The following is a 22,071-nucleotide window of genomic DNA, read 5'->3' as shown; positions in this document are numbered from 1 at the left end:
CCGTCTGTTGGGTCACAACGGTAGGTTAGTCGACGTAATTGATATTCCAGAGCTGACCATCGCCGCCCCAGAAATCCCACTGCACGACATCGGCGCCATCTTCGGTGTCCATGTTGTACACATCTAACGCCAAACCGCTCCAGTAACTGTAAATCGCATAGTGGCCGTTCCCCGCGTATTGCAGCAGCCAACGTTGGCCTTCTCCGCCCCAGAAATTCCATTGACGGATCTCACCACCGTTCACGGTACTCCAATCATACACATCAACGGATTTACCACTGAGCACATTGGTGATGCTGTAATAGCCTCCGCCAACATGGACGATGTCCCATTGCTGGTTGGTGCCACCCCAGTAATTCCACAAAATAATATTGTCGCCATCATTCAGACCAGCGTTGGCAACTTCTAGCGCTTTGCCACTCAATACTGAGGTAATACGCACGCGACCATCGCGCAAGCGGGTGTCGCTACTGAGGTTGTAATTACGGTTAAAGTAGGGCCAACCGTCGTTACCAAACTGGATACGCAGCAGATCTAATCTTGCTGGCCAGCCATTTGAGGTAGTGCCGTCATAATAGTGAATACTGGCCAAGTCTTGGGAGCCTCGGCGAATGTAACCGAAGTGGCCGGGGCCGATGTAATTGCCTGAGGTTGACAGCACTGTGGTGCCGCCGTAATTCCACATATTGACGCCATTTTTATCAACAAATGGCCCAGTCGGTGAGGTCGAGCGCCCCATCACAATGTAATAGGTGCTGTCGCGCCCTTGGCAACAATCGGCGAGGTTGGCAAACAAGTAGTAGTAACCGTTGAGGTATTGCACTTGTGCTGCTTCAAACTCGTGCCAGTTGCCGTTATTGCTGACAACAGCATAGCGGTTGTTGTTGGCGAGCAGCCCAGTATCGGGATTAATCTGGCGCACATAAATGCCCGCATAATGGGAGCCATAGATCATCCACACTTTGCCCGCAGTATCACGGTACAAGCCAGCATCAATGGTATTTACCGCAAAACCACCGGATGAAAGAGGTTCATCTACCGTCGACACCACCATGCCCAGATCGCGCCAGTTCGGGTTATTGAGTGAATCAGTCACCATCACCCCAATGGCGGAATGCATGCCATTACTGGCAGAGAACGCCGAGTAATACAGGTAATATTTACCTTTCATCTCAATGAGGTCTGGCGCCCAAAAGTTGCCATCAAAGCCGGGCACTTTGGCATTGATCCAGCTCGGGTAACTGTTTGGTGCAATGGGTGAGCTACCACGATGCCAGTTGACCATATCGCTTGAGTACAGCGCGTTTATCGGTAAGGTGGCAGCTCCGCCACCGGTGCCGAAGGTCCAATACACGCCGTCCTCTCGGACAATGGTGGAGGGATCGTGAATATCCGTGGTGCCAGTTAAAACTACATTTGCGTTAACTAGGGTACTTACTACAACACAAAGTAAGCTTAAGAGATAGGTAAGCGATTTACTTATCATATTGTTATTCCGTTATATTTTAGCTGTTCATTATGAACAAATTAGACTCGGTATTTCCCCCGTGTTTTGCAGACGATAAGCGGGTGACAACTGGTTGGTTCAGTGCGTTAACGCAGACATACCCCAACATGACTTACGTTAACGGCCTTGAATAGCTATCGCTCCATCCTGCTCATGGTCACACCGGTGCGTACCTCGCTGAGCCCCCTGAACGAGCACAAACATCGATCGTTCGGCTAAAAGATAGTGCAAATTAGCCATATTTGTATGATAAATGAATGTACATGTTAACAATATCCTAGGGGCTGTTTATCTTCAGTGTTTAATTTTTGTTCAAATTAAACGCATTATGAACGAGGCGAGACCTGCGAGGCTTAGTCAACTAAGCAAGCTGGGCGCAACAAAGTTCAGGAGGCGTTTAAATGAACCCTTCGGGCAGCGACAGCGCGCAATTTATTCAGCGTTAGGCGCTGTTGGTGGAGAATAACTACACGGCACATCACCTGCCTTGCCTAAATCACGCGCTGCCTGCTGCAAAAACAACCAGCAAAGATAAACAGCCCCTAGGGTTTTAGATGGTGCTGCTGATTGGATAGATGGTGCTCACCGTATTCCAGTTCAATAAACTGGACTTAATGTGATGGTCCGCCTCCCTTCTCAGCGACTATGCTGAGATTAGGCTTAGACAAGAGGTAGACCATCACATTAAGCAACAGCGAATAATCCCCTACAACTTGCCATTACACGGGTATGAATCAACAACTCCTTTTGTTGCATTTTGGCGGTAAATAGCGCAGATGGTCATCAGCAGTTACAAATTATCATACTATTTATATTGGCGAGAATAGCACCATTGTGTAGCGGCTCAAAAAATACAATACATCATATATATTAATATCTTAGTCTTATTTGGCCTAAATTCCTCCAGACAGCACTCAATGCTAAATATGTGAACCATGACCAAGATTTACCTTTGATATATTGATAACGTTTCTCATTTTTATTAGCATCCATAACTCTTAAGTCTGGGAGTAGGTTATGCGCAAGTTGTCCAACCGTTTTTGGTTTGCTTTTCATGGCTGGTGTTCGTTACCCATTTGGGTGCTGTTTTGCTTTATTTGCTTAACGGGCACTATCGCAGTGGTAAGTCACGAACTCACTTGGCTGACCAATCCCAACTCGCGCGCCGTCAACCCTGACAACCTGCCCGCAAAAAGTGTGGCGGAAGTGACCGAAATCGTCCAAAAGGCCCATCCCACCGCTGATATTACTGGTTTGATGCAATATGAGCCTTACATCATTAACGCAGTATTTTTCAGCGATAAAAACGTGCCTGCCGCCGTGGCTTACGTCAACCAATACACTGGTGAGATCCAAGAGGTAAACCAAGGTTTAACCTTTACAGGTTTTATGCGATCGTTGCATGGTTGGCTATTGTTTCCATGGCAACATGCCTACAGCGTTGGCTATTACCTCGTGAGTGCCATGGGCTTTGTACTCCTCGGGGCGCTGGTAAGTGGCTTGATGGTGTACAAGCAGTTTTGGAAATCCTTTACCCAACCACGTATTCGCTTTAATCAAGGGACGAAAACGTTATTAGCTGATTTACACCGCACTGCGGGCGTATGGTCTATCTGGTTTATGGCAATCATGAGTCTGACCGGCTTGTGGTACTTAGTACAGGGCATTTTAATGCATGCCGATATTGAAGTGGAACCGCATGCCCCTATCGTCGCAGTAAGCGAACTGCCAGCCCAACCAGTAGAACATTTTCCTGTGAGTTTGGCGCAAGCGATCAGCACTGCTGAGCAACTGTACCCAGATTTCAAAGCCAATTATGTGGGTTTACCGGAACACAACCGTGATAACTACCACCTGTATGGTAGTGGCGCTAATCCATTTTATGACCTTTATGCCTATCAGGTATCTATCAATCCTTGGAGTGGCGCTATTAGCCACCAATTGGCCCCAGATTCGATGAATGCCGTACAAACAGTGATGCATGTGGTCGATCCGCTGCACTACGGCACCATTGGCGGCATCTGGACTAAAATCATCTGGTTTTTGTTTGGCATCATGCTGACAGGCATGTCTATCACTGGTTTTATGATGTGGAGTAAACGCCTCATTACGGTACGTAAAGAAGCGAAAGTGAAACCCCAAACCGCTACCAGCGAGGCAAACACCGCAGGAGAATCGCTCTAATGGCACGATTAAAAGCGACGTTTTGGCACCGTAATAAGTTCAAGTTAAGCGGCCTATTACTACTGCTGCCGGTGTACTACCTATACCAATCATTGCATCCGACCTTTCCTGACAGCTTGCAGGAACAGCAAATTGGTGACTTCAAAATTGCCGCAATGCCATTAGATATGGATGGTGCTTATCGGCATGATGGTGAATACATCAAAGACTTTATGGTGTTGTTTAATCAAGGCAACCCAGAGCAGATCCGCCAAGGATTTATGAGCATTGGCCCTGCGCCACTGAGCTTTGACACCTTGCAAGATGGTGATTTGGGCATTCTGCATGGTAGCCGCTACGGCAAGCATGTACACGCGCTCGCCGCAGCCGAGTTCAGCGCCAGTGACCGCATCTGGCTCACAATTGAGACCTGGCAAGGAGAACTCAACACCATCTCATGGCCCCTTCCAGCCCAGTGGTTGTCCAACTAAACCACAGGCACTAGGCAAGGTACACCAGCCTAGGTGTACCTTGCTCAAACTCCCCACGCGCATTAGATCCTAATTCTTACGGAGAAGATTATGGTTACTCTGCCAAATCGGCCGGCATTACTGCCTCTGGTCGTCGGCTCACTGTTGCTGCCATTCAGCGCCGCCCATGCGGACGACGCCAATAATGCTATTGAGAAGATTACTGTGACAGGTGAAAAAGGCCGTCGCAGTATGCAAGATACCGCCGCCAGTGTGGACGTCACCACCGCATGGCAAATAGAGCAGGAAAACATTCAATCACTGTATGACATCCTGAGCAAAACCCCCAACGTCAGCCAGATGTATGGCAACCGCGGTTTTACTATCCGCGGCATTAGTGATGAAGCTGGAGCGGTTAACCCTCTCACCACTATTTACCTAGATGGTGTACCCCTGCCGAGCCAAATCGCCGATACCGGGCCAAGTGATCTATGGGATGTGGCTCAAGTGGAGGTATTGCGTGGACCACAATCCACCATTCAAGGGGAAAACGCCTTAGCGGGAGCCGTAGTCATTAACACGCAAGCTCCCACCATGGACTGGCGCGGTAAGGCACGCGTACAGTGGTCAGATCCGGATGACAAACGTCTATCGGTCGCCACTGGTGGCCCGCTGATCCAAGATGAACTGGCCTTCCGTTTTGCCGCGGATAAACACCTATTTGATGGTTTCACCGATAATCCCACCCGAGGCAGTAAGGAAGATCGCCTCAACTCATTAATGCTGCGCGGTAAACTGCTGTGGACGCCCAGCGCCATATCCGGTTTGTCGGTCAAACTGAGTTACACCCGCGATGATCGTGACGGCCCCTATATGTACACCTACAACCGACTCGACCTGCCCGGTCGAGTTAACACCTCCGACTATGCCAACCGCTCCAATGCCCAAACCGATCTGCTGGCATTGAATGTCGATTATCAACTCAATGAGCACTGGCTATTATCGTCCAATACCTCCCATAGCGAGTCGGACGTGTACCGCCGATACGATGTGGACTTGCGTGCCGATGACATAGGTTGGGCTAACCGCAAGGAGCACTATCAAGTGCTCACTCAAGAGTTTCGCGCCAACTACCAAGGCGAAGAACTCACGGCAGTCATGGGATTGTATGCCTCGCAGCACAAAACGCGCTCAGATTTAGCTACCCTTAACAGCATAGTGACACCACTACCGACCATTAATGCCCTGTTGCAGAGCTATGGCCTCGATAGCGATACCGCCGGCACGATTGCCAACAACTATGGCGCGGCTTTGCCGATTATTCCGGTGGATTACCAATCGTTTGACGATACCAAATCGAAAAACCAAGCGCTGTTTGCCGACCTAGATTATCGCCTAAGCGATAATTGGAGCGTACAGTTGGGCTTCCGCTACGATCACCAAACCTATGATTATCGCTCGATCACTGCAGGCCGCTTTACTGGTAGCCTACCCGATCCCGATGCGTTTGCCCCCAGCGGTAGCATGCTCAATCAGCTCGTAGGTGGCATCAACGACGCGGTACTCAACCTAGTGATGCAAACCAACGGCGATAATCCGCAAACTAGCACCACCAACGATACCTTCCTGCCTAAATTCGGTTTACGCTATCGCATTAACGATGACACATCGGTGACAGCAACCTACCAACAAGCCTATCGTTCAGGCGGCAGCAACTTCAACATTGCTCGTAGTCAGGTGTTTGAATACGCGCCGGAATACACCGATAACTACGAAATTGCGTGGCGCCAAGAGCTGCCAAACTTAAACGCGGTGTTTAACGCCAACCTCTATTATGTCGATTGGCAAGATAAGCAAGTCACTGCCACCTTTGGGCTGAACAACTACGACACTCACACCGTCAATGCAGGCTCGGCGCATCTGTATGGCTTAGAAGCCTCCATCAAACAGCAACTCAGCGCCGATGTAGATTGGTATCTGTCGTACGGCTATAGCAAGACTCAGTTTGATCAATTTGCCGCTGTACTAGGTGGTAATATCAACGACTACTCTGGTGAAGAGTTTAGCTATGCCCCCAACCATACGGCGTCGGCAGGGGTAAATATCTACCTGAGCGATAACCTCAGTTGGAATATTAACGCTAACTATCGTAGCCGAGTGTATAACGACTTATCCGCTAACCGAATTGAGCTGGCGTCTCGTACCCTGTTCAATACGCGCATCGCCTATGATGCCGACAGTTGGAGTACCTATCTGTTCGCGCAAAACCTATTTGATCGTGATTACGTACAATATATCCGTTCAGCCAACGACGGCATTATTGGCGCACCACGGGTGATAGGAATAGGCGTTGAAGCCCGCTGGTAAGCCCAATTAGGCTTACTCTCACAAAGAGAAAGGGAGCCGAGGCTCCCTTTCTACATGCTGTGGATTACAGAGAGTTAGCAACTGAGAACAAACCTACGGGTGACAAGTTCTGGTTGAAGTTCACCACTAAACTCTAAGTAGCTCGTAGCTCGTAGCTCAAAATACTAAAAGTGCTGTTCCCTGCAAAGCCCGCTGTTTAAGGACATTAACGGTGGGCTTTTTCATACACTAGACCGCAAAGCAATGGCCATTACGCTTGCTGCAAATTAGCGAGCAGTGCTGTGAGCCCGTCTCCTAGCTGTTGTTGCTGCGTTGCGCTCATCCCGAGCAACATCCGCTGTGACAACTGCTGTTCCAGTACCAAGGCCTGCTGCAGCAATACTTGCCCTTGCTCCGTCAGTAGCAGCTGCACACTGCGCTTATCTTGTGGATGCGGTTGTTTGCGTAGCCAACCTTTATCGACCAACTCAGCCAGTAGCCGCGTGACCTGTGCTTTATCACGCCGTAGCAACTGCGCGACTTGTAAAGGCGTTACCTCGCGAGTGCCACCAATCAGGCGCAGCACACGAAAATTCAGCAATGATAGCTGTGGTAGTTGTTGTGCTAGTGTCGTCTGTAACGCACTTTTATAGGCATCAAGTACCGTAAAGAGTTGTTGATTGACGCTCATATAGTTGACTTTATCAATTAAATTGAATTTAATGTGATTGATTTTATCAACTAACTCATCAAGTGCCAAGGGCACAGGAGTCAACATGCGACACCAATATCGAATCACCCTAGAAAAACTCGATCAGCAACAACAACCCACACAAGCGCTGAGTTTTGAAACCGAAAACCATGACGATATCTTTGCCATCCTCAACAAGGTGGATGGCAAGTTTGGGTTCAGTGATGAACAAACCAAGAGCTTCATTATCGGCCTAAAACTGTTTGGTGAAGTGCTGATGCAAGAACGCAAACATCCATTATTTGAGGAGCTTGGGCCACAGTTCAAACAGTTTATGATGAAGCTTAAACGTAGCAATTAGCCACAGCGATTGGACCGTGCGAATGGGAATAGCAACATCAACGCTTGTGCGCACAGTTCCCTTAATAAATCGCAGCAAACACGCCATTTTTTGTTTAAAAAACATACCTAAGCTGTTACAAAGGAGATGAGTATTTAGTATCAGGGATGACACATGAACATAAACAAACTATTGGCCCAGCGCCGTATTATTCGCCATCTGTGGCAGCGCCTTGGCCGCCAGTGAAAAACCTCAATTCAACAACTGTTATAAGGCCGAGCTAATCTATAACAGCAGCAACCCAGCCCTATTCAACGTGCTGACGCAGGGCAGCCAACTTGAAAGTCAGCTCGATAGCAATGTGCCAGTACACGTTGTTTATCAACGCAACCAATGCAGTGCTGAACCGATTCAGCCGATAAATCCTGATGCCTCAACGGGTGAGCCATTAGTGGTTGCCGAGGACGGGGATATACGCACGCTTAGCCAAACCCAAGCCGATGTGCTTTACCACGTTAAACAAAAATATCAGCAGCAAAAATGGCGAACTATTGGCGTTTCGCGCGAAGTCGTCAGCCAAGCCGCAGTTGGCAAATAACACTTTGTTAGGGGCTGTTGGCCGTGCTTGATTGTTGTGGCAGCAAACAATGTAGAATGTAGACTAAGCAGCTGAGGTCCCGTGTAGTCATGCTCGACTACTCGCACCGAACGAGAAATAATTGGCGCACTCCCTCGCTGCCCAAAGCCGTCATTTAAACGCACGCGGCACTTTGTTTTGTTGCATCCCGCTTGCTTGGTTGACTAAATATCACTGGTCGCGCCTTGGTCATAACGCGTTTAATTTGAATAAAAAAATCAAATACTAAGGCTCAACTATTACCTCATCCATCAATATAGAAAAGCCACGCAAGCGTGGCTTCTACGGGCGCAGTACTACCGTTAACTACAGTGCAAGTTCCGCTTTCAGTTGTGCCACCCAAGTAGCACAACGATCGTCGGTTAGGCTGGCTTGATTATCTTTATCGAGCACCAAGCCGACAAAACGCTCATCCAACACCGCAGCAGATTGGTTAAAGTCATAACCATCCAACGGCCAACTGCCGACCACTTCAGCGCAGCATTCAACAACCACGTCATACAACTCACCGAGCGCATCAACGAACTCATCAGCGTAAGAAACTTGGTCGCCCAAGCCAAACAAAGCCACTTTTTTGCCCGCCAGATCGAGCTCGTCAAAGTTAGGCATAAACTCTTCCCAGCTTTCCTCTTGGCAATCGGCAGATAAGCCGGGCAGTTGCCCATCACCCAGTGTTGGCGTGCCGAGAATAAGAATGTCGTATGCCGCTAACGCTGCCGCATCAGCACGGTTAATATTCACGGGCTTGTCAGCTAATTCGTCACCCAGTAACTTGTGTAGTTGTTTGGCGACTTTGCGGGTACTACCAGTATCACTACCAAAAAAAATGCCAATCTGTGCCATGTTGCTCCCCTTGCCAAAATAGATATTCACGGACGTTCATTGACTAAATTGCAATTCGCATTCCTTATATATCTAATTGAAAAATAATAATTATTTAATAAAACCCTATATAACAACCGACAAAATTGTCGTAAAGCTGACAATTAGTCATCGTCGTCTTAGTCATCATCGTCTTCGTCATCATCATCGGGGGCGACCCAAGTAATTGACCGATAGATCTCTACGCGGTCCCCCGCTGTTAACTCAGTGTCTAGTGAACAAATCTTGCCGAACACGCCGACTTTGAGCTGATCGAGCCGAATGGCAGGAAACATCCGCAACACACCCGAGGCTTCAATGGCCGATAGCAGCGTGGCATGTTCATCCACGTTGACTGGCAACCACACCTGCTCATTCGGTTTGGCATACACCACACTCACTTTCATGATTGTGCTCCTGTCACCTCAGCCGCAGCTACGGCGCGCCTTTCGGCCAACACTTGCTCGGTTTTCTGTTTGATTGCCAATACAGCGCCTAAGATCAAAAAGCCGCCCGGCGGTAAGATCACTAGCAGCAATCCGCGATATTCCGGAATGACAGTGGTTTCCAAAAAGGCAAAATGCTGTCCCAACAGTAGCGAGGCGTTGGCAAACAAAGTGCCACTGCCAATCACCTCACGAATTCCCCCCAGCATGGTTAACACCCAAGTGAAGCCCAGCCCCATGGCGAGGCCATCTAACATTGACGGCAAGGCGGCAGATTTGCTGGCGAACGATTCAACACGTCCAAGAATGGCGCAGTTGGTCACAATGAGCGGAATAAAGAGCCCTAGCACCTTGTGCAGCGGATGCAGCCAAGCATTGAGCAGCGCATCAATCAAGGTCACCAAGGTGGCAATAATGATAATGTTAGCGGGAATACGCACCGCTTTACTGATAATGCCTTGGGCGAGTGATGTCAGCAGATTGGCCGCCACCATAACCACCATAGTGGCGAGCCCAAGCCCCAAGCCGTTAGTCGCGCTGCTCGTCACCGCCAGTAACGGGCACAGTGCCAACGATTGTTTGAGTACGATATTGTTATCCCACATGCCAGCGGCCCAAATCTGCCGATAGCGATTTGGCTGAGTAGCAACGGGCTGCGGAGCATTACTGTGATTGTGCATGTTGACCTGCTCCCTCAAGGTTATTGGCTAGCGCCTGCATCGCGATGTGGACACCATTTACGACCGCGCGCGGTGTAATAGTGGCGCCAGTAAATTGATCAAACGTGCCGCCATCTTTTTTCACGCCCCACAGTGGCGTATTCGCCAACGAGTGTTGGTTAAACTCGGTCACCCACGGGCTTTTGGCGAATTCAATCTTGTCACCCAATCCAGGCGTTTCAGTGTGGCTGATGATGCGAACGCCGGTGATCACCCCATCGGTATCCACCCCGACCAGAAAGCGGATGGTGCCGCTAAAGCCCTCTTCGGCTCCTCGCACCACATAATGGGTCGCGCCTCCCGCTCCGTCTTTGACGGTGAAAATCTCATATTGGCGCTGCTGCAAAGTGATGGTTTGCGACTCACCAAACACCTTATTGGCGTAGCTGGCACCATTGAGCACTTCATCCAGCAACGCGTTTTGGTCTTCCTCAATGCGCAGATTGATCAGCGGCCGCGTCCACAACTCCATGGTCATCAATAGCAATGCCGCTACGCCGCAAATTGCCGCCAATAAACCGCTTTGATAACCGATGGTTTCTTTCCATTTATCCAGAGCTAACTGCATCACGATTTCTCCACCACCGACTTACTGCCAAAAATCGTCGGGCGCAGATAGTGGTCAATCAGCGGGCTGGCCGCATTCACCATCAACACCGCAAACGCCACGCCTTCGGGATAGTTACCAAAACTGCGGATCAGCCAGATCAACAAGCCACACAGGCCACCATAGATCAGCTGCCCGCGCACGCTGGTGGGTGACGTGACTAAATCGGTGGCGATGTAGAAGGCGCCGAGCATGGCGCCGCCACTCAACAATTGCGTCAACGGTGAGCTAAAACTGTCTGGCGCAATCAATGAGGCAAGCGCAGCGGGAAGGCATAATCCGGCGATAAACGACACCGGGATCGCCCAATGGATAATGCGGCGATACAGCAACACTAAGCCGCCCAATAAAATCAGCAGCGCACTGGTTTCACCTAAACTGCCACCAATGCTGCCAAAGAACTGCGCCGCCAAGGACACAGGCTCATACTGCAAACCGCTGAGCGAGGTAGCCGCAGTGACACCATCAAAGTGCAACCAAGCAGATGGCACCGTGACCTGATTACCACTGAAATCAATCGGCGTCGGTACCGCCCAAGTGGTCATCTCAACCGGAAAACAGATAAGCAGCATGACCCGCGCGAGCATGGCGGGATTAAATAAATTTTGCCCCAAGCCGCCATAAATCTGTTTGCCAACCACAATGGCAAACACGCTACCCAATGCAGCCAACCACATCGGCACAGTGGCCGGTAAACTCATCGCCAGCAACAATCCCGTAAGTAATGCGGAACCATCTAAGCAGGCACTGGTGGCCCGTCCGAGTAGCTTAAGGCAGATATACTCGGCGATAATCGCTACCACGCAGCACACAACTAGCGTTTGCAAGCTGGCGATACCGAACTGATATACGCCCATCAAGGCCGCGGGTAACAAGGTCAGTACCACGGTATACATGATGCGGTTGCTGCTATTGCTGGTGTGCGCAAACGGCCCCGATTTAGGTTCAAAATCGATCATGATTCGCTCTCCTGTGCAGTGGCTCGGGCGGGTCGTTTACGCGCTGCCGCTTTGGCAGCTTTGGCAGCTTTGGCGGCGGCTTTAGCTTCCGCCTCTTTCGCTAAGCGCAGTACCCGCTCCTCATTAAGCTGCTTTGCGGTAGCCGAACGCTGCGCCTTGAGGCGATTGGCGTTGATCGAGCCTTTGGCAAATTGAAAATACTGCACCAGCGGTAGCGCTGACGGGCAAACATAGCTGCAGGCGCCGCAGGAGAGACAATGACCGACGCCGAGCGCCTCGGTCTTGCTGAAATCATTGAGTCGCGCATAAGCGACCATTTGAAATGGCATCAGCCCCATAGGGCAGGCGCGTACACATTGGCCACAACGAATACATTCACTTTGCGGACGCGGCCGTACCTCTTCCTCCGTCAACGCCAGAATGCCGCCCACGGTTTTATCAATCGGAATATACGGTGAGGAGATCACCTGCCCCATCATCGGCCCACCAAATAGCAAGCGTGCGGTGCTGTCGCTAACGCCGCCGCAGTATTCCAACAATTCGCTGACGGGAGTGCCAATTGGCACTTCCACATTGCGAGGAGCCGCAATCCCTTTGCCAGAAACGGTGATAACACGACTGACCAACGGCCGCTGAAAACGTACCGCTTGATAAACGGCGCGCGCAGTGGCGATGTTATGCACCAGAATGCCCAACATGCCTGCATGACCACCAGCGGGCACCACGGCACCGGTCAGATATTTGATCAAATGTCGCTCTGAGCCCATGGGGTAGATGCTGGGAGCTGCATGAACTTCAATCTCTTCGCTCTCAGCCGCCGCCAGCCGTAACTGCTCCAGCGCCTTGGGCTTATTGTCCTCCACGCCAATCAGCGCTTTTTTGGTACCACTGGCCTTGAGCAACAACTTCACCCCGGCGACCACTTCGGCGGCATACTGCTGCATCGCCACATCATCGCACGTGAGGTAAGGCTCACATTCACCACCGTTAATCACTAGCGTGTGGGCACCGCCTTTGCGGGCGAACTGAATTTTAGCGACGGTCGGAAAACCTGCACCGCCCAGACCAACAATGCCGGCATCGCGCACACGGGCAATGATTTCCTCGGCATCGAGCGTGAGATAATTCTGCGGTTTATGTGACTCCCCCCAACGGCGATCGCCATTAGCGCGAATGATGATGGTGTCGCATTTCAGCTTGGCCGGATGGGAGCTAAAATGTGGGGTAATGCCAGTGACCACGCCATTCACTGGCGCATGGATCGGCGCCACCATGTCATTATGCCCCTTGGCGAGTAACTGCCCACGGCTCACGGTGTCACCCGGTTTAACCAAGGGCATTAACATCGCACCATTGCGTAGTTGCAGAGACAGAAACACATTGCGCGGCCAAAAGTGCTGATCAATGCCATGCTCATTGGTGAGCTGCTTATAGGTTTCTGGATGAATCCCCCCCCGAAAACGCCGACTGAGAAACTTCAACATAATGCCTCCTTATGCCGCCGACACTTGCGGTTTTGGCCAGAACCAAGTGCGGGTATCTGGCTTGACTTGTGCCATGGTTAAACACCCTTGAGGACAGCTCTGCGTACACAGTTTGCATCCAGTACATACGTCGCTAATCACCGTATGCATCTGTTTGGGCGCACCAACAATGGCATCAAATGGGCAAGCTTTATAACAGCGACCACAGCCTGAACATTCGGCTTCTTGGATATGCGCGACCCATTCAATATCGTCATCGCTCATGGTGACTGACACACCTAACATGTCAGCAATCTGCTGGGTTAATGACTGCCCGCCGAGGGGGCATGCGTTGGGGTTAAGCTCACCGCGTACCATAGCTTCTGCCGCTTGTCGGCATCCAGCCACGCCGCATTGGCCACACTGACCACCAGGCATAATCGCCTCAATGCTGTCCACCAGTGGATGACTTTCCACCTTGAATACCTGTGAGGCATAACCCAACGCTGCCCCGAGTACCGCCCCCAGCAGCACAAAGAAAATCACCGTTGCTATCATCATCTGTCGCTCCCGTTACACAATGCCGGCAAAACCCATAAAGGCCATTGACAACAATCCCGCGGTAATAAAGGCAATCGGGTTACCTTTAAACGCAGCGGGGATACGATTGAGACTGAGCTGACTGCGTAGCCCAGCAAACAGCACCAGCACCACCATAAAGCCGATGGAGGAGCCAAAACTGTACATAAAAGTCTGCATAAAACTGAGTTGTTCCTGCACCGCCAGCAATGCCACGCCCAGCACGGCACAGTTGGTGGTAATCAATGGCAGGAACACGCCAAGGGATTGATAAAGCGCAGGAAAGCTTTTTTTGACATAGAGCTCGGTAAGTTGCACTACGGCGGCAATCACTAAGATAAACACGATGATGCGCATAAACTGCAGGTTGAGCGGCTGCAATACCGCGACTTCTAGCACCCAACTAAGCATGGCTGCGAGGGTTAATACAAAGGTGGTGGCCAGCCCCATGCCAACCGCACTATCAACCTTGCTGGACACCCCCATAAACGGGCAAAGTCCTAAGAACTTGGCTAACACCACGTTATTGACAAAAGCAGCCCCCAGAAAAATTAACAGCCCGTCAGACATTGCCTATCTCCCTAATACATCCGTTGCTAGGGGGAATTGCATAGCCTATGCCAGTGAAAAGAGAACAAATAACTAGCATTAACACACTGTTAAATAATGACTTTGTTGATTTTTACGAAAAACAGCAACACACAAGCATTGTCGTAAAGCTAACAAAGCTGCGACAGCATTGGCATGGCATGCGAAGGAGTAACGCCTCAGCAGAAGCGCCACAGGCGCGGCTTGAATAGTGCGAATAAAAAACCACAGGTGACCGATGGATCAACTGTGGTTTTCATAACAGATTTAGCGCGGGGAAACGGCCCCCAAACTATGCAGGCATGGCGGTTTTGAGCCTCACTCGCCTGCGATACATTGCTTCATTAAGATTTACTGCCAATTAACTGTGTCAGCAATTTTTGATGAAACTCTTTCGGCGCCTGCATCTGCGGCGCATGGCCGTAGTTAGGGAACAACACTAGCGTGGAATGCGGCATGCGCTTAGCCGCTTCACGCGCCAATACCGGATAGTTACCTAGGGTTTTGCGAATCGGCTCAGGCGCCAACGCTTTACCAATTGCCGTGGTATCTTTTTCACCAATCATCAACAGGGTCGGCACTTGGATCTGCTCAAACTCGTAATACACTGGCTGGGTATAAATCATGTCGTACAGCAACGCGGAGTTCCACGCCACAATCTCTTTGCCTTCACCGCGATACATACCTGCTAACATCTGCACCCACGGCTCATAATCGTCGCGCCATTCGCCTGCATAATAGGTGTTGCGCTCATAATTGCGGATGCCAGTATCGGTCTTTTTCAGCTCGCTTTGATACCAAGCGTCGACATCATTAAACGGTACCCCCTTCACTTTCCAATCTTCTAAACCGATGGGGTTAACCAACACCAGTTGCTCTGTTTCGTCTGGATATTGCAGCGCATAGCGTATGCCTAACATGCCACCCGTGGAGTGGCCCATCACAATCGCTTTATCAATGTTCAGTGATGCCAGCAACGCATGAGTATTAGCGGCTAACTGTTGGAAACTGTATTGATAAGCTTCAGGTTTGCTCGACTTGCAAAAACCGATCTGGTCAGCGGCAATCACTCGATAGCCTGCGTCTGTTAATGCAGTGATGCTGTCCTGCCAGGTGGCAGCACAAAAGTTTTTGCCATGCAGCATCACCACCGTGTGCCCATTAGGCTGCTTCGCTTGCACATCCATATAGGCCATATGCAGCTGGGTGCGTTGCGACTCAAATTGAAACTGTTTGACTGGCCAAGGGTAATCAAAGCCTTCTAATTCTGCGCCATACACAGCAGGCTCTGCTGCTTGGCTCGAAAAACTTGCCCATAAGGTCAGCGCCAACAGCGCTCGCCATGTCCTTACCATTACGTAACTCCTTGATAACTTGGGGAGAGACAGGCTAACACTCAGAGGTTAGCCGAAGATGAATGCTAATTTAGCAGATTCTCCGAGGGGCTGTTGACCTTTGTTGCTCGTTTTTGTCGCCAGCAAGATTGTGCAAATTTGCACCAATTTGACACATGACGGCACAACTTAAGGGCTTGCTTAAGTGCGATATGCGCCGCGTATATGTGGCTAATCGCTTTGTCGGCTTTACGACAAAGCCAATTTGACCAAGCAAAATTGTGCTAAATCAAACAAAGGTAAAATATCTTCATTAACTCATGTATATCAGCATGTTAACCGAACACGGTGCAGATAATGGTCTAATTTATGCACTCATTGTTAGCATACCAAGTGCGACAACATAAGGAAGGCTAATGGAACAACCACATGAAATGCAGCAACTGTTGCCAACGCCGGAAATTGGTTTAGAAGCCTTTGAACAGATCCTGCAGTTTGCGCCCATTGCCATTAGCATTACCGATAAATCCGGTAAGCTGCTGCGCATCAATAAAACCTTTGCCGATATCACTGGCTATCAACAACATGAGTTGATTGGTAATAACTGCTCAATGTTGTCCTACAAAGCCACACCGCGCAGTGTGTACGACAGTTTATGGGGAGCGATTACCCGTGGCGAACACTGGCACGGCCAACTGATCAATAAACGCAAAAATGGCCAACCTTATATTGCCGACATCTCGATATCAGGCTTTCGCTGCCAAGATGGCTCACAGCTGTATTACTCCATTCATAAAGACATTACCGAACAGCACGAGCTGCAAACGCATCAAAAAAACCAGTTCACCATGTTTCAGGCGGTGCTGAATTCGGTGCCGATAGCCATTGCCATGATCGACAACCAACACCGAGTGCTGTTCAGTAACCGTCGCTTTGAACAGCTCGCCAGTAGCATTCAACAATCACCGATTACCTTATTAGCCGATAGCCTCAAAGAGGAGAGCGGCATCAACAGTATTGATGCTTTTATTGGCTCGCGTCCTAGCCGCTATAAAGGCATCCACATTGAACAAGACGGGCCATCGGGCGAGCGTTGGTTTGATTACGCACTGGCAAAAATCCCGGTCACTGACACCACCGCTGAAGCCTATTTTCATCCGGCAGATGAGTACTACAACGTGGTGGCGATCAGCGATCGCACCAAGGAAAAACTGCTGGTAGAGGAGCGCCGCATTCACTCGGTCAAACTGATGGCTAGCGACAACCGCTACGTACACGCCATGCAAGAAGCGCTGATGGCAACACTGCATCAATTGCAGGGGCCGTTCAATATGATTGAGTCGGCGGTGAAGATCCTCAAAAAAACCAGTCATGCTTGCCCTGGGTTAAGCGCCATGGATGAAGCGATGATCAATGCCGTTGATGCGATGAATGAGATCAAACAAGCGATCCCTGAGCGCAGCAACGAGGCCTTTCAGCCCGTCAATATCAACCAAGTGGTACGCGATGCTACCGCCATCAGCACCGATGAGCTGCTACTCACCAGTACCCACTTAGCGCTGTCGCTGTCGCCCACATTGGCGTCGATTTCTGGCATGCCACACCGCTTAGTGTTGGCACTGAAACAGATTATCGACAACGCCATTGATGCCATTCAGGCATCGAAAAAAGATGAGCGTACCTTGCAGATCAGCACCGTTGAAGACGACAACGACATCAGCATTATTGTTGAAGACAGCGGCGCAGGCGTGGACGAACAGATCCGCCTTAAAGTGTTTCAACCGTTCTACAGCACCAAGCCACGGCATCAATCGGGATGTCGGGGTATCGGCTTGTCGATTGTGCAGCAAGTGCTCAATGAGCACTCGGCGACCATCTCAATCAGTGACAGTCAGCAACTGGGCGGAGCCTGTATCTGCCTAACATTCCCAAAACATAGTTGGTGAGGGGCTTATGGGGTTAGAGATATCGTTATTTGACCTAGAGCGCCAACTGTTAGCAGCGATGTACAGCATCAGTAGCGAGCTCAACAGCAGCTTAAACTATGCAGAGTCAACCAATAACGTACTGAAAATACTGCACAATCAATGCAAATTGCTGTGCGGCATGTTGACGCTGCTGGATGAAGAACGCGATATTTTGATGATTAAATCGCTGCACAATCCTAGTCAACCGCTCGCCAGTGACGATAAACCGGTGTTCTACAAAGTGGGCGAAGGGATTGTCGGCGAAGTGCTTCAGCACGGCAGCGCGATTGTGATCCGCCAAATCGGCCACGACTCGCGTTTTGCCGATAAGTTAGCGCTGTACGATTACGACAAACCGTATATCTGCGTGCCCTTGCGTGATGGTAATAATAAGGTGGTTGGGGCACTGTCAGCGCAACCGCCAATGTGTGGCGATGCGGAGCTTAGTGCCCTATCGCGCTTTTTGGAGATGGTGGCCAATCTGATCGCCAAAAACGTACAGCTGGCCTATAAAGTCGAAACCAAAGAAAAACAGCTGGTGGACGAACGCGATGGTCTGCGTCGCAAGGTGCGCAACAATTACAGTTTTAAAAATCTCGTCGGTCACACCAAAGCGATGCGGCAGATCTTCGAACAGATCCGCTTAGTATCACGCTGGGATTCGACCGTGTTACTACGTGGAGAATCGGGCACCGGTAAAGAGTTGGTGGCGAATGCGATTCACTACAATTCGCCGCGTGCCAACAACCCATTTATTAAACTCAACTGCGCCGCCCTGCCCGATAACCTGCTGGAATCTGAGTTATTTGGGCACGAAAAAGGCGCCTTTACTGGCGCGGTAAAACAGCGCAAAGGCCGCTTTGAGATGGCGCACAATGGCACTATTTTCCTCGACGAGATTGGGGAGACTAGCCCAGCCTTTCAAGCCAAACTGCTGCGCGTATTGCAGGAAAAAGAGTTTGAACGTGTTGGCGGTACCAGCACCATTTCAGTCAATGTACGCATTATTGCTGCCACTAACCGTAATCTCGAGGAGGAGGTCAGTCAGGGCACATTTCGTGAAGATCTGTATTATCGCCTCAATGTCATGCCGATGTACCTGCCACCATTGCGGGAACGTACCGAGGATCTGCCCGAGTTAGCCGAACATATGATTAAACGGCTAGGGCTGGCTCAACAACGCGAATTGTCACTGACCGACAGTGCCGTGCGTGCCATGATGGCCTACAGCTGGCCGGGCAACGTGCGGGAGCTGGAAAACACCCTCGAGCGCGCCTCAGTGCTCAGTGAGTCCGGCACGATTGGCCCTGAGCTCGTGAGCTTTAGCCAGTTAGAAACCGTTGGCCAAGCGAGTGCTAGCCTCAGCAAAGTGCCACTGCCATCGAGCCCACACAATGGCGCACCAATGGTGCGAGAACGAGTGTTAGATGAACGGGAACAGGTCATTGATGCGCTGGAACGCTCTGGCTGGGTGAAAGCCAAAGCCGCACGTCTGCTCAACATGACACCACGGCAAATTGCCTATCGCATCCAAATTATGAACATCGAAATGAAGGAGTTGTAAGCCTGTTTCGGTGCTTGTCGCGTTTGCGACAATTGTCGTCAACGGACATGACACAAACACCAATAAGACTAGCTAACTGCATGATTTATATAAGCAGGAGTAACGGAACAGAGCTTGCAACCTTGAGGCAGTATCGTGTTTTTGCATGCCAGAGGTCTTTATGGAACATCGTGTCGATGAGCGTCAGTCAACTTGTGCAACGGCAGCCGCCCCAAGCGGTTCTGTCAGTCACTTGCTTCCCAAAGAGATACAACAACAGATCGAGCGCCATCCCTGTTACTCCAAACAGGCGCATCAATATGCGCGGATGCATCTGCCGGTAGCGCCTGCATGTAACATTCAATGTAATTACTGTAACCGCAAATATGATTGCAGCAATGAATCGCGCCCCGGTGTGGTATCGCATTTAGTTGACCCACATGGCGCACTCAAACAGTTTAAAGCCATCAAAAAACGGGCGCCAAACCTGACCGTGGTCGGTATCGCTGGCCCTGGTGACGCGCTGGCGAATCCAAAAGCAACCTTTAGTGCGCTCAAGCTTATTCGGGCAGAAGACCCCACAGCACAGTTGTGTATTTCAACTAACGGTTTGATGCTGGCCGAATACGCTGCCGAGCTCGCCGCCCACGGCGTACACCATCTCACCATCACCATTAACACCATCGACCCAACAGTGGCCGCCAAGATCTATCCATGGGTCTACTACGATCATCAAAGATTGCGCGGCTTGGCCGCAGCGGAGCGTTTGATTGGTAATCAGCTGGCTGGGCTGGAAGCCGCCGCCAAACTGGGCATGTTAGTAAAAGTGAATACGGTATTGATCCCGGGGATCAACGACCAACACATTGCTGCCCTGTCTGATGCGGTGAAAGCACGCGGCGCGCTGCTGCACAATATTATGCCGCTGATCTCCGCGGCCGAACACGGCACCTACTTTGGCATGACAGGACAGCGTGGCCCCACCGAGGAAGAACTCACACTGGCGCGTAACGCCTCCGGCCAATTTATGGCGCAGATGACCCATTGCCAGCAATGTCGTGCTGATGCCGTGGGCACGTTAGGCGGTTGCTCTAGCGAGGCCACAGACGAACCGACACCACAGACAGCCGCACTGCGCGTAGCAGTAGCCACCAATGGCGAGCCGCTGCTAAGCACTCACTTTGGCCATGCGCGCCAATTTGAAATCTACCAGTTGGATCACCGCAATAACCGCTTCAACCTGCTGGAGCGGCGGCAAGTGGCGCAATATTGCAGCGGTGCCAGTGAATGCCCCGAAGAGGAAAGCGATAAACAAGCGCTGTTTAACACTATCAGCGATTGCCAGATGGTGCTCAGTGCCCGTATTGGTATTAGCCCATGGCGCACCTTAGAACAACTGGGGATCACACCCAATGTCGACTTTGCCTATCAAGCCATCGGCAAGGCATTACAACAGTTGGCACTGCAACAGCAACCGAGCCAACCACAGGAGCACAATGATGAAGTATGCCATTACTGAGCAATGCGTTGGCTGCCACGCCTGTTCATTGGCGTGCCCTAACAATGCCGTATTTGCCGATCCAGATAATCCACAGCAGTTTATGATCCATCCTCGCCGTTGTACTGGCTGCGAAGATCAATACGCCACCCCGCAATGCGCCACTATCTGCCCGGTGGAGCTGGCAATTGTTGATGAACTCGCCATCGCCGTGAATCCCCTTGGCAGCTTAACCGGTATTCCAATGCAACTAAGGGGGCAATAATGACAACGGCGGCCTACAGCCAAGCCCAAGAGTTAATGCAATTCTGGCGACCAATTTGCCAAAGTTATCAGCAAGGGTTAACCGCATTTCCGCCGTGGTTGGGGCTGGATGCCATAGGTTTTCAAGCGCTAAGCGATGACTTTGCTAACGCAGGAGCACCGCTCTCGATTGACCCCGCGCAACACCAAAGCCCTGTGCGCCAGTTGCGCAAAGACTTAGTGGTAATGCGCGAACAAGAGTTACAAGAGTTGCTGCAACTGTTGCAGCAACATATCAACCCACAAGCGCATTACCAGCAGTTAGCCGCGACAGTCATCGGCTACGGTTGCTTGGGCAGTCAACATTTGTGGAAAGACCTCGGCCTGCCCGAACGTCCTCGCTTGAGCCAGCTGTTTGCGTGGTACTTTCCGGCATTGTTTCAACGCAATGATCGTAATATGCGCTGGAAGCGTTTTCTGTATAAGCAATTGTGTGAGCGTGGCGGTGACTATGTGTGCCGCGCGCCCAGTTGCGAGCAATGCAGCACTTACGCCGAATGCTTTGGCCCAGAAAGCTAGCAAAGTGCGAATAACATCAGTGGAGGATATTCACACCTTGCTCGGTGCCCCCAACAGGCGGATTAGTCGAGGTAGGAACAGCAGTAATCGGTGAGTTGATAGATTTTCAATTTAAAGCTGGCATTGGCTGGCACGTTGAAGCTTTCACCACCCACGACTTTTTGCCACTCAGTGCTATTCGGCAGCAAAATCTCTAGATCTCCGGCAGTGATCTCCATCAGCTCCGCCGCTGCAGTACCAAACTCGTACTCCCCCGGTTGCATAATGCCTAAGGTTTTTACGCTGCCATCAGCAAAGGTCACTTTGCGGCTAGTGACCTTGCCATCAAAATACACATTGGCTTGCTTAGTCACACTTACATTATCAAATTGCGCCATTACGACTCCCCAAATTATTAACGTGCTTAATCATGATTACTGCGCAGCAGTGTGCCGAAAGCGGCGATGACCACCAAGCGCTTACAAACCACACGCTAACAAAAAACTCGTTTGATTATCAAATAGTGATAATTTATGCGATTTCATTAAATAA

At 50.6% G+C, this 22,071-nt stretch carries 22 protein-coding genes; 10 read left to right on the top strand and 12 right to left on the bottom strand.

Annotated elements, in window-relative coordinates:
- Positions 1-25 precede the first annotated feature (25 nt).
- Positions 26-1,486, bottom strand: a complete 1,461-nt coding sequence (locus ACN0TT_RS03765) for a family 43 glycosylhydrolase (RefSeq protein WP_417760807.1) — start codon at positions 1,484-1,486, stop codon at positions 26-28.
- 1,038 nt (positions 1,487-2,524) lie between these two features.
- On the opposite strand from ACN0TT_RS03765, the gene ACN0TT_RS03760 reads away from it, so the two are divergent.
- The 3 genes from ACN0TT_RS03760 (at position 2,525) to ACN0TT_RS03750 (ending at position 6,507) form a co-directional block, all read left to right on the top strand.
- Complete coding sequence (locus ACN0TT_RS03760; protein WP_417760806.1) at positions 2,525-3,691, top strand: PepSY-associated TM helix domain-containing protein; 1,167 nt, start codon at positions 2,525-2,527, stop codon at positions 3,689-3,691.
- On the top strand, positions 3,691-4,161 hold the full coding sequence (locus tag ACN0TT_RS03755; protein WP_417760805.1) for a hypothetical protein: 471 nt from the start codon (positions 3,691-3,693) through the stop codon (positions 4,159-4,161). Before ACN0TT_RS03760 ends, ACN0TT_RS03755 begins: the two co-directional genes overlap by 1 nt.
- Positions 4,162-4,251: 90 nt before the next feature.
- Complete coding sequence (locus ACN0TT_RS03750) at positions 4,252-6,507, top strand: TonB-dependent receptor (protein WP_417760804.1); 2,256 nt, start codon at positions 4,252-4,254, stop codon at positions 6,505-6,507.
- Positions 6,508-6,757: 250 nt separating this feature from the next.
- On the opposite strand, the gene ACN0TT_RS03745 is transcribed toward ACN0TT_RS03750, so the two are convergent.
- Positions 6,758-7,264 carry a MarR family winged helix-turn-helix transcriptional regulator gene (locus ACN0TT_RS03745; protein WP_417760803.1) on the bottom strand — a complete coding sequence of 169 codons (507 nt, stop codon included), beginning with the start codon at positions 7,262-7,264 and terminating at the stop codon, positions 6,758-6,760.
- Here ACN0TT_RS03745 and ACN0TT_RS03740 point away from each other — a divergent pair.
- Positions 7,263-7,538, top strand: coding sequence for a DUF3861 domain-containing protein (locus ACN0TT_RS03740; protein WP_417760802.1), 276 nt, complete (start codon positions 7,263-7,265; stop codon positions 7,536-7,538). The two genes, ACN0TT_RS03745 and ACN0TT_RS03740, sit on opposite strands and share 2 nt — an antisense overlap.
- A gap of 211 nt (positions 7,539-7,749) precedes the next feature.
- Positions 7,750-8,115, top strand: a complete 366-nt coding sequence (locus ACN0TT_RS03735; RefSeq protein WP_417760801.1) for a hypothetical protein — start codon at positions 7,750-7,752, stop codon at positions 8,113-8,115.
- Between the two features lie 345 nt (positions 8,116-8,460).
- On the opposite strand, the gene ACN0TT_RS03730 is transcribed toward ACN0TT_RS03735, so the two are convergent.
- The 9 genes from ACN0TT_RS03730 to ACN0TT_RS03690 form a co-directional block, all read right to left on the bottom strand.
- Positions 8,461-8,997: a flavodoxin gene (locus ACN0TT_RS03730; RefSeq protein WP_417760800.1), complete on the bottom strand. Its 537-nt coding sequence runs from the start codon at positions 8,995-8,997 to the stop codon at positions 8,461-8,463.
- 158 nt (positions 8,998-9,155) lie between these two features.
- Positions 9,156-9,422, bottom strand: a complete 267-nt coding sequence (locus ACN0TT_RS03725; RefSeq protein ID WP_417760799.1) for an RnfH family protein — start codon at positions 9,420-9,422, stop codon at positions 9,156-9,158.
- Entirely contained in the window at positions 9,419-10,141 is a 723-nt protein-coding gene (locus ACN0TT_RS03720) for an electron transport complex subunit E (protein ID WP_417760798.1), read from the bottom strand. The genes ACN0TT_RS03725 and ACN0TT_RS03720 overlap by 4 nt, the downstream gene beginning before the upstream one ends.
- Positions 10,125-10,748, bottom strand: a complete 624-nt coding sequence (locus ACN0TT_RS03715) for an RnfABCDGE type electron transport complex subunit G (protein ID WP_417760968.1) — start codon at positions 10,746-10,748, stop codon at positions 10,125-10,127. The genes ACN0TT_RS03720 and ACN0TT_RS03715 overlap by 17 nt, the downstream gene beginning before the upstream one ends.
- Entirely contained in the window at positions 10,748-11,746 is a 999-nt protein-coding gene (locus tag ACN0TT_RS03710) for an RnfABCDGE type electron transport complex subunit D (protein WP_417760797.1), read from the bottom strand. Before ACN0TT_RS03710 ends, ACN0TT_RS03715 begins: the two co-directional genes overlap by 1 nt.
- Complete coding sequence (gene rsxC / locus ACN0TT_RS03705) at positions 11,743-13,230, bottom strand: electron transport complex subunit RsxC (RefSeq protein ID WP_417760796.1); 1,488 nt, start codon at positions 13,228-13,230, stop codon at positions 11,743-11,745. The genes ACN0TT_RS03710 and rsxC overlap by 4 nt, the downstream gene beginning before the upstream one ends.
- A 9-nt stretch (positions 13,231-13,239) precedes the next feature.
- Entirely contained in the window at positions 13,240-13,770 is a 531-nt protein-coding gene (locus ACN0TT_RS03700) for an RnfABCDGE type electron transport complex subunit B (protein WP_417760795.1), read from the bottom strand.
- A 12-nt stretch (positions 13,771-13,782) separates the two neighbouring features.
- Positions 13,783-14,358, bottom strand: coding sequence for an electron transport complex subunit RsxA (gene rsxA / locus ACN0TT_RS03695; protein ID WP_417760794.1), 576 nt, complete (start codon positions 14,356-14,358; stop codon positions 13,783-13,785).
- 362 nt (positions 14,359-14,720) lie between these two features.
- A complete protein-coding gene (locus ACN0TT_RS03690; protein ID WP_417760793.1) occupies positions 14,721-15,731 on the bottom strand; it encodes an alpha/beta fold hydrolase in 1,011 nt (336 codons plus the stop codon).
- 395 nt (positions 15,732-16,126) lie between these two features.
- Here ACN0TT_RS03690 and nifL point away from each other — a divergent pair, with 395 nt between their 5' ends.
- From nifL to ACN0TT_RS03665, 5 genes are all read left to right on the top strand, one after another.
- Positions 16,127-17,656, top strand: coding sequence for a nitrogen fixation negative regulator NifL (gene nifL, locus ACN0TT_RS03685; protein ID WP_417760792.1), 1,530 nt, complete (start codon positions 16,127-16,129; stop codon positions 17,654-17,656).
- A gap of 7 nt (positions 17,657-17,663) precedes the next feature.
- Complete coding sequence (gene nifA / locus ACN0TT_RS03680) at positions 17,664-19,241, top strand: nif-specific transcriptional activator NifA (RefSeq protein ID WP_417760791.1); 1,578 nt, start codon at positions 17,664-17,666, stop codon at positions 19,239-19,241.
- Between the two features lie 160 nt (positions 19,242-19,401).
- Positions 19,402-20,739 (top strand): nitrogenase cofactor biosynthesis protein NifB, encoded by a 1,338-nt coding sequence (nifB, locus tag ACN0TT_RS03675; protein WP_417760790.1) that lies wholly within the window; start codon positions 19,402-19,404, stop codon positions 20,737-20,739.
- Positions 20,717-20,983, top strand: coding sequence for a 4Fe-4S dicluster domain-containing protein (locus ACN0TT_RS03670; RefSeq protein ID WP_417760789.1), 267 nt, complete (start codon positions 20,717-20,719; stop codon positions 20,981-20,983). The genes nifB and ACN0TT_RS03670 overlap by 23 nt, the downstream gene beginning before the upstream one ends.
- Positions 20,983-21,540 carry a nitrogen fixation protein NifQ gene (locus tag ACN0TT_RS03665; RefSeq protein ID WP_417760788.1) on the top strand — a complete coding sequence of 186 codons (558 nt, stop codon included), beginning with the start codon at positions 20,983-20,985 and terminating at the stop codon, positions 21,538-21,540. The genes ACN0TT_RS03670 and ACN0TT_RS03665 overlap by 1 nt, the downstream gene beginning before the upstream one ends.
- Before the next feature lie 62 nt (positions 21,541-21,602).
- Here ACN0TT_RS03665 and ACN0TT_RS03660 read toward each other — a convergent pair whose 3' ends face one another.
- Positions 21,603-21,917, bottom strand: coding sequence for a pyrimidine/purine nucleoside phosphorylase (locus tag ACN0TT_RS03660; protein WP_417760787.1), 315 nt, complete (start codon positions 21,915-21,917; stop codon positions 21,603-21,605).
- Between the last annotated feature and the right edge of the window lie 154 nt (positions 21,918-22,071).

The organism is Shewanella sp. (genome assembly GCF_048265805.1).
Classification (GTDB): domain Bacteria; phylum Pseudomonadota; class Gammaproteobacteria; order Enterobacterales; family Shewanellaceae; genus Shewanella.
This window is presented reverse-complemented; position numbering and strand designations above follow the sequence as displayed.